This is a genomic window from Vibrio sp. 10N.261.55.A7 (assembly GCF_002877365.1).
Classification (GTDB): Bacteria; Pseudomonadota; Gammaproteobacteria; order Enterobacterales; family Vibrionaceae; genus Vibrio.
The window spans coordinates 1-8,610 of the sequence record NZ_MCWZ01000337.1 but is presented as its reverse complement, the minus strand read 5'-3'; the positions used below and the strand labels follow the sequence as shown (position 1 = coordinate 8,610).

Sequence of the window (8,610 nt, the reverse complement as noted above, 5' to 3'; positions counted from 1 at the left end):
CTACTTATATTTCAATTTTAGTAAACAATCAAAGTAAATTTAACATTTCCTTATCATCTATCTTTGAGTGAAATTATTTTTACGTAAAGATAGTTTATATAAAGCTATACACGTAAATGCTTGTGAGGTTAGCAACCACTCATAAAAGCCTAAGGTTGTTATTTTGATGTTAAATTTGTCCTTGCCAAAATTCTAATAAGGTTCATAGTGTACAAAGTTGTTTTAAATTGTATACAATCCGAAAGGGAGATTCACATGGCGAGAATGAAAGCGATAGAAGCTGCTGTAGAGGTGCTAAAACGAGAAGGTGTCGATATCGCCTTTGGTGTACCCGGCGCAGCGATAAACCCAATGTATGCCGCAATGAAAAAGCTGGAAGGGATTGATCATGTGCTGGCACGCCATGTTGAAGGTGCTTCTCATATGGCGGAAGGCTATACACGTACCCATCAAGATAATATCGGCGTGTGTATTGGTACTTCAGGCCCTGCAGGCACAGATATGATTACGGGTCTTTACTCTGCTTCGGCAGATTCTATTCCAATTTTGTGTATTACCGGCCAAGCGCCAAGAGCACGACTGCATAAAGAAGACTTCCAAGCGGTAGACATTGAAACCATCGCAAAGCCAGTGACGAAGTGGGCCACCACGGTACTAGAGCCGGCTCAGGTGCCGCGTGCTTTCCAACAAGCATTCCACCTGATGCGCTCGGGTCGACCAGGTCCCGTTCTTATTGATTTACCGATTGATGTTCAGTTGGCTGAGATTGAATTCGATATTGATACTTACGAGCCACTAGAGGCGTACAAACCTCAAGCGACGAAAGCACAGGCTGAAAAAGCACTGTCTATGATGTGCGATTCTGAGAATCCGCTGATTGTCGCAGGTGGTGGTGTTATTAATGCCGGCGCGTCTGAACTGCTGCAACAGTTTGCCGAACTGACTGGTGTTCCGGTTATTCCAACGCTAATGGGTTGGGGTTCGATTCCAGATGACCATGAGCTCATGGCGGGTATGGTTGGCCTTCAAACGGCGCATCGCTACGGCAACGAAACCATGCTGCAGTCTGATTTTGTCTTCGGTATTGGTAACCGTTTTGCTAACCGTCATACGGGGTCATTGGATGTCTACACCAAAAATAGAAAATTTGTTCACGTTGATATCGAACCGACACAAATTGGCCGAGTTTTCTGTCCAGATTTAGGCATTGTGTCCGATGCGAAATCTGCGCTAGAGCAGCTGATTGAAGTCGCGAAAGAGTGGCGTGATAAAGGCATTTTGCCAAACCGCAGTCAATGGGTGAATGAGTGTCAGCAACGCAAGGCGACCATGCTACGTAAAACGCACTATACCGAGATCCCAGTGAAACCGATGCGCGTTTATGAAGAGATGAATAAGGCGTTTGATCGTGAAACTTGTTACGTGAGCACCATTGGCCTATCTCAAATTGCTGCGGCTCAAATGCTGCACGTGTATAAGCCACGCCATTGGATCAACTGTGGTCAAGCTGGCCCATTGGGCTGGACGATTCCTGCAGCATTAGGTGTACGTGCTGCCGATCCGAACCGACCAATTGTTGCAATTTCAGGTGACTACGATTTCCAATTCATGATTGAAGAGCTAGCAGCAGGTGCTCAGTTTAACCTGCCTTACATTCATGTGGTGGTGAACAACTCATACCTGGGCTTAATTCGCCAAGCTCAGCGCCAGTTCGATATCGATTATTGTGTTCAGCTCGCGTTTGAAAACCAAAATGCACCAGAGCTAGAAGGCTACGGCGTTGATCACGTCGCCGTTGTTGAAGGGTTGGGTTGTAAAGCGATTCGAGTGCGCGACCCGGACCAGTTGCAACAAGCATTTGCCGATGCAAAAGATTTAATGAACAAGCACAAGGTGCCTGTTGTGGTTGAAGTGATTCTTGAGCGTGTCACCAACATCGCGATGGGTGTCGAGATTAACGCCATTAATGAGTTTGAAGCCTTAGCGGAAACGGTAGAAGACGCCCCGACGGCACTTCGAAACAACCTTTAATTGCGGCTTGATCCATTAAGTCTTTAAGTCACCAACATGTGTGGTAGCGAAATGGAGCCATGGCACGAAGCCAATATAGGCACAAATGAGCTGTTTGCTTCCCACACTGATACACAATGAATGCATAGACGATCAACGAGTACCGCACATAAGGCTCCACCATAGCGAAGAACACTGCCATGTTATCGAAGAGGTGATATGTGCGAGTACTCAATACCTGAAGTCTGCGCAAGCAAGGAGAAAGAGATGCCAAAATTTGCAGCCAACCTGTCAATGCTGTTTAACGAAGTCGATTTTCTAGATCGTTTCAAAGCCGCCTCTGACGCTGGGTTTCAAGGAGTAGAGTACCTATTCCCATACGATTTTAGCGCGCAAGAAATCAAACAAAATTTGGATACTTACCATCTAGAGCAAGTTCTATTTAATCTGCCGGCTGGTGATTGGGCAGCGGGCGACCGAGGTATCGCTGTTGATCCAAGTCGCGTGGCTGAATTCCAGTCAGGTGTTGCTCAGGCAATTGAATACGCGAAGGTTCTAGGCTGCACGCAAATCAACTGCTTGGCAGGAATAGCACCAGACGGTGTCACTGAACAAGATGCGTATTCAGTACTGGTGATCAACCTCAGATACGCCGCCGAAGCGTTAAAAGCGCAAGGGATTTCAATGGTGATCGAAGCGATCAACACGCGTGACATTCCTGGCTTTTTTATCAACAACACCGAGCAAGCGAAAGCGATCATTATAGACGTTGGCAGTGATAATTTGTCGCTCCAATACGACATCTACCACATGCAGATCATGGAGGGGGATTTAGCCCCAACCATGACCAATAACATCGGCCAAATTGGTCACGTTCAATTGGCAGACAACCCAGGCCGCAACGAGCCGGGAACTGGCGAAATTAATTACCCATTTGTACTCGCTCATCTAGATAGCCTTGGATACACAGGTTGGGTTGGCTGCGAATACAAACCGAAAACAACAACGACAGACGGCTTAGATTGGCTTAATCAATATAACTAAAGACAGATGATTGGATTTCACGAATAAGAACAAAATTCAATGTCGAGTTAAGGAGAACAGAATATGAAAATCGCATTTATCGGAACGGGCATCATGGGTAAGCCAATGGCTGAGAATCTGCAAAAAGCAGGGCATCAGTTGGTTTTCAGTGACCATTTTAATCCAGCACCACAAGATCTAGTGGCTGCCGGAGCAATAGTGACTCACTCGCCGAAAGAAGCGACAAAAGTTGCAGATGTCATCATCTTGATGGTGCCGAATACGCCGCAAGTGGAAGACGTTCTGTTTGGTGAGAACGGTGTTGAGCAAGGCCTCGGCAGTAATGCCGCGAGCAAACTTGTTATCGACATGAGTTCTATCTCGCCAATGGCGACACAAGCCATTGCCAAGCGCATCAAAGAGAGTGGCGCGCAATATCTTGATGCCCCAGTGTCTGGCGGTGAAGTCGGCGCTGTTGGTGGCACATTAAGCATCATGGTTGGCGGCGACCAAAGTGCATTTGATGTAGCGAAACCTTTGTTTGAAGTCATGGGCAAAAACATCACGCTTGTTGGTGACAACGGCGCAGGCCAAACAACCAAGGTGGCTAACCAAATCATAGTGGCGCTGAACATTGAAGCGGTGTCTGAAGCATTGGTTTTCGCATCCAAAGCCGGTGCTGATCCTGCTCGTGTGCGTCAAGCATTGCTGGGTGGTTTTGCGAGCTCTAAGATTCTAGAAGTACACGGCGAGCGAATGATTGAAGGCACGTTTGACCCAGGCTTTAAGATTTCACTTCATCAAAAAGACCTTAATCTTGCGCTTTCTGGCGCGGAAGAGTTGAATGTTGCGCTTCCAAATACGGCGAATGCGCAAGAACTGTTTGGTGAGTGTGCCGATTTAGGGGGTGAGAACTGGGATCACTCGGCGCTGATTAAAGCGATCGAGCATCGCTCAGATCACTCCATTCGCAAATAAGCATTGATGCACCGGCAGTACGAGGTGTATCTAACATCAGTATTTTGTATCTGAAGTGAAAGGCGTCAACTGAAACGAAAGGCACCCGCTGCAACGAAAGGTTGTCGCGTCCACTGAAGATCTGAAAGAAGGCCAGCATCTAGATTGCTTGGATAGTCGCAATCTAGGTGTCCCTGTAGAGTGATGACTTGGGCAAGTGATCACTCAGACTTTTCCTCTCAAATCGCGTAGTTTCGTCTCCTTTTATGCGCGTTCCCGTCCCTTGAGCCAAAAGTGAATAGGCGCATCACCTATTCGTTCTTAGCAGGCGCTTTTGAATCAAGGTCGGGATTTTTTCTTTATCAGTGTCTTTAAATAATCCCATCAAAAACATCACCCTTATCTATTAACTCTTTATATCTATTGGACTTATTAAGCAAAGTAATTAATATGACAAAGAAGACCCTATGGATAGGTAAACGCATGTCTCGGATCAGAGAGAAAAACCAACAGCTCATCATTGAAGTTGCCAGTGAGCAATTTGCCGTCAATGGATACGCGGCGACTAAAATGGTCGATATTGCTAAAGCCGCGAATATTCCGAAACCAAACGTATTTTACTATTTCAGCAGCAAAGACAAGCTGTATTACGCCGTGTTAGAAATGGTTACCCAGCCGTTGTTAGAGGCTTCTCGCCCTATTGAACACCTCGACAACCCTGTTGAGGCTCTGACTCAGTACATTCAAACAAAACTGCGCATATCGCGTGATTATCCGTTTGCATCAAAAGTGTTTGCCAATGAGGTGATGTCGGGCGCTAAAGTATTGCCACCGGATGTTGGGGAAGAGCTGTTTAAACAATCACAGATGATCATCGATAAATTCAAATCATGGTCAGAACAAGGCTTAATGGATCCCATTCCACCTCAGCATCTTATGTTTACGATCTGGGCGGCGACGCAGACTTACGCTGACTTCAGCTGGCAAATTTGCAACGTGATGGAAAAAGATCAGCTAGACACTGAAGATTATGCCGAAGCAGCCGAATTTTTAACGCAGCTTGTCATCAAAGGGTGTGGCGTTAAAAGCATCTAATTGAGCTCAATCGAGTGCTAATCAATGGAGCCCAAATCTGGCTGACGATGGTTGGAATGGTCATTTACTCTTGTGTTAACCACTGGATCAACGAAGAGAGCTCACTCGATTGTCGATTCTTTGGCTGAATAAGGTGGTAACCACTGCCCGATAGAACGGTTTCTTCACTCACTCTTACAATCCTCGCTAACTCCAAATCTTGGGCGGCCAGTGTGATGTCGCCAATCGCGATACCAAACCCCTGCAATGCCGCGTTCATCGCTTGATCGAGTGTGGCAAAATGTTGATTTGATGAGCTACTTAGCTTTTCGTTTTCAATGTGTTTTAGCCATAAACCCCAGTCACTTTGCTCAGTATTGGCGTGCAGCCAGGTATATTGGCTAAGCCGTTCCGAGTCTATAACGAATGAACGGTTACTTTGCTTATCTTGATCTTGGATATGCTCAGGGCGACAAATTGGCGCGAGCTTCTCTTCAAACAGTAATTGGCTTGTCTGCGTGGCTCGTTTAGGGGCTTGTCCGTAACTGATGACCGCATCGAACGAGTCAAAATCTGGCTCGTAAACATGTTTAATCGAAGAGGTGAGTTCGACCTCAATTTTTGGGTAGGTTTGCTGGAAAGCCATTAGCCGAGGCAACAACCATGACGTGATGCAGCTGGGCGCATTGAGGCGAATTTTAGAGGGAGAGTCCTCCACTTGAGCCAGTGCTGATTTTAGCTGATCAATCGATTCTTGTATTAGTGGCACCAAACGCTCGCCTTTCGGAGTCAGGGTTAATCCTCTCGCATGACGATAGAACAGCGCCCCTCCAATATGTTCTTCGAGTGATTGGATTTGACGACTGATCGCGCCTTGGGTTTGGTTCATTTCATTGGCAGCATGGGTGAAATTTAAGTGAGCCGCAGTAGCCAGAAAGGATTGCAGCGTTTTTGTTGAGGGCAACGGCTTTTTCATTTCTTATTGACTCCCATAGCCATGATAAATTTTCATGCCTAGTATGCGGTTATTTCGATTCTTATTTCAAGCTCATTCTGATTAACTACTCATTAACAAATGATACTTAAGCATAGTCATTCCATATTTATACAAATAAGTGGATATATGGCGATGTAAAGTGACTATAAATGAATCCAAAAGGGTGTTGAATTGTCAGAGTTAGTAGAAAGCTTAGTGCCTAAGGCAGTAAAAAAATTAATACCTTATCAATCAGCTAGGCGCATTGGTGGCAGCGGTAGAATTTGGTTGAACGCCAATGAGCTTGAACAATCTTTGTTCCCAAATGAAAAAAATGGAACGTTCAATCGCTACCCTGATTTTTTGCCGCAAGATATTGCGAGTGCGTATAAAGCCTATATAGAAGGCGATGTAGAAACCGTGGCTGTGCGTGGTGCAGATGAAGCGATCGATCTTCTCATTCGTACGTTTTGCCAACCCGGACACGATCAAATTCTGATTTGTTCACCCACTTACGCGATGTATGAGTTTTGCGCGGATGCGCTGGCGATAAACACGCTCGATGTCCCTTTATTATCTGACTTCAATCTCAATGTGGACGAGATCATCCGTCAATCTCAAAACGCCAATATTGTTTTCTTGTGTTCGCCTAACAACCCGACAGGAAACCTGATCCCTCGCAGCGATATCGTTTCCGTGCTTGAGGGTACAAAAGCCTCGTCGCTTGTTGTGGTGGATGAAGCCTACATTGAATTTGAGTTGCAGGAGTCGGTGTCAGATCTGGTTGAAGCGTATCCTCATCTCGTTGTGATTCGAACGCTGTCTAAGGCGTTTGGCCTTGCGGCGGTCAGATGCGGCTTCATTTTGGCGAGCGCAGCGGTGATGAAGTATGTATCTAAGTTGATTCCCCCTTATCCTATGCCCGATAGCTCCGCCAGTATTGTATTAAGCGCCTTGACGCCAGAAGGGATTCAAACCATGCGAGAGGCGACTCAAACACTAATAGAAACCCGAGAGTGGTTTATCGAAACACTGAGCTCGTTTGAGTGTATCGAGCACGTTTATCCTTCCTCAACCAATTTTGTTCTATTGAAAGTACAACACGACATTGACCTATTTTCGGTGCTGTTGAATAACGGCATTGTGACTCGAAATCAATCTCACGAGCCGGCTTTAAAGCAGTGCGTCCGAATCACGATCGGTACGAAAGAAAGCATGCTAGAGGTAATTGAAACACTGACGAACTATACAAAAACCAGTACAGTGAACACAAAATAAAGGGACTGAACCATGAAGAAGTTTGCATTAGGAATTGCTTGTATCACAGCGATGTTTTGTACCACTCTCCAAGCCAAAGAAATCAGGTTAGCGTCTGATTTTACCTACCCGCCGTTTAACTACAAAAACAGTGAAGGGACTCCGGTTGGTTTTGATATTGAGATTGCAGATGCCTTGTGCGAGGAAGCGAAGCTAGAGTGTACTTGGGTATCACAAAGCTGGGATGCTTTGATTCCAAGTCTTCTCGCGAGAAAGTCTGACGTGATTATGGCGTCAATGCGAATCACTGAAGAACGTAAAAACAAGGTGTTGTTTACCAATAAGTATTACCAAACCCCTGCGCGTTTTGTCGCTTCTAAAGAGGCGCAATTTGCCATTGATGAAGAAGGGTTATCTGGCAAAACGATCGGTGTCCAGCAAGGTACGATCCACGATCGTTATGTGACGGATAACTTCGCCTCAGTGGCGACAATAATGCGTTATACCGGGCAAGATGAAGTGTACCTTGATCTTCAAAACGGCCGACTAGATACGACATTTGGTAATTCCGATCAGCTGTCGTTGGCGTTGTTAGACAAGCCTGAAGGGGCGAACTTTGAATTCAAAGGAAAAGCGGTGACAGACAAAGCGTATATTGGTGAAGGGACCGCACTTGCCCTTAGATTGAAAGACAAAGCATTGGCTGAGAAGTTTAACCAAGCAATCGAGACCATTAGAAAGAATGGCACGTACGATAAAATCGCGTCCAAGTATTTCACGTTTGATATCTACGGTGCTGAGCTTTGATTTAAGAACGAATCAATGTCGAATGACAGATGGGGAGCTTAGGCTCTCCATTTTTGTTTCCAGTTAGCGAATCCGTGATCGATTCTATCAGCGAATTGCGACCTTGAAATTAGTCGATAAACAGTAGGGGGGCGAACGTCAGCTGGTTTGTTTTGGAACACTTTCATTGCAGAGACTCACGCCTTCGCTTACGTCCTTGTATCTTCTTCCAGATCGAGATTGTCTTGGCGTACGATACAGTTGAAGCTGAAACGTCGTTATGCGGCGTTAGCACTGACTTCATGTGGGTATACACTCATACCAGTTTCTGTATTCTCGTAAACAGATTTTTCAGCTAGGTAAGACCAGCTATAAGCGTTTGTGCCTGTTTGTACCGCGAGGCGGTCAATAACGGCATTGATGTTACGGCCAGCATAGTCTTTAGTTGGAACAAAAAGTTGTTTGATAACAGATAGCATAATGACTCTCCAGTATTGTAACTTTATTACTTAATTTCTGTGTTTTAT

General features: G+C 45.6%; 8 protein-coding genes. 6 read left to right on the top strand and 2 right to left on the bottom strand.

Translation table 11 applies throughout. The features are described 5' to 3' along the window. The first annotated feature begins 255 nt into the window (after positions 1-255). The 4 genes from gcl to BCU12_RS22745 all read left to right on the top strand — a co-directional run bounded on the left by gcl (position 256) and on the right by BCU12_RS22745 (position 5,085). On the top strand, positions 256-2,031 hold the full coding sequence (gene gcl, locus BCU12_RS22760; protein ID WP_102407035.1) for a glyoxylate carboligase: 1,776 nt from the start codon (positions 256-258) through the stop codon (positions 2,029-2,031). A 246-nt stretch (positions 2,032-2,277) separates the two neighbouring features. After that, the gene (gene hyi / locus BCU12_RS22755; RefSeq protein WP_102407033.1) at positions 2,278-3,054 is read left to right on the top strand and encodes a hydroxypyruvate isomerase; all 777 of its coding nucleotides are present in this window, start codon (positions 2,278-2,280) and stop codon (positions 3,052-3,054) included. Positions 3,055-3,117: 63 nt separating this feature from the next. Beyond that, positions 3,118-4,011, top strand: coding sequence for a 2-hydroxy-3-oxopropionate reductase (locus tag BCU12_RS22750; RefSeq protein WP_102407032.1), 894 nt, complete (start codon positions 3,118-3,120; stop codon positions 4,009-4,011). A 462-nt stretch (positions 4,012-4,473) separates the two neighbouring features. Next, positions 4,474-5,085: a TetR/AcrR family transcriptional regulator gene (locus tag BCU12_RS22745; protein ID WP_102407030.1), complete on the top strand. Its 612-nt coding sequence runs from the start codon at positions 4,474-4,476 to the stop codon at positions 5,083-5,085. Between the two features lie 64 nt (positions 5,086-5,149). On the opposite strand, the gene BCU12_RS22740 is transcribed toward BCU12_RS22745, so the two are convergent. Next, complete coding sequence (locus BCU12_RS22740) at positions 5,150-6,040, bottom strand: LysR substrate-binding domain-containing protein (RefSeq protein WP_102407028.1); 891 nt, start codon at positions 6,038-6,040, stop codon at positions 5,150-5,152. A gap of 192 nt (positions 6,041-6,232) precedes the next feature. Here BCU12_RS22740 and hisC point away from each other — a divergent pair, with 192 nt between their 5' ends. Together hisC and BCU12_RS22730 are read left to right on the top strand one after the other, a co-directional pair. Further along, positions 6,233-7,318: a histidinol-phosphate transaminase gene (gene hisC, locus BCU12_RS22735; RefSeq protein ID WP_102407026.1), complete on the top strand. Its 1,086-nt coding sequence runs from the start codon at positions 6,233-6,235 to the stop codon at positions 7,316-7,318. A gap of 12 nt (positions 7,319-7,330) precedes the next feature. Continuing rightward, the gene (locus BCU12_RS22730; protein WP_102407024.1) at positions 7,331-8,104 is read left to right on the top strand and encodes an ABC transporter substrate-binding protein; all 774 of its coding nucleotides are present in this window, start codon (positions 7,331-7,333) and stop codon (positions 8,102-8,104) included. A gap of 257 nt (positions 8,105-8,361) precedes the next feature. Here BCU12_RS22730 and BCU12_RS22725 read toward each other — a convergent pair whose 3' ends face one another. Further along, the gene (locus tag BCU12_RS22725; protein ID WP_102407022.1) at positions 8,362-8,562 is read right to left on the bottom strand and encodes a hypothetical protein; all 201 of its coding nucleotides are present in this window, start codon (positions 8,560-8,562) and stop codon (positions 8,362-8,364) included. Positions 8,563-8,610 lie beyond the last annotated feature (48 nt).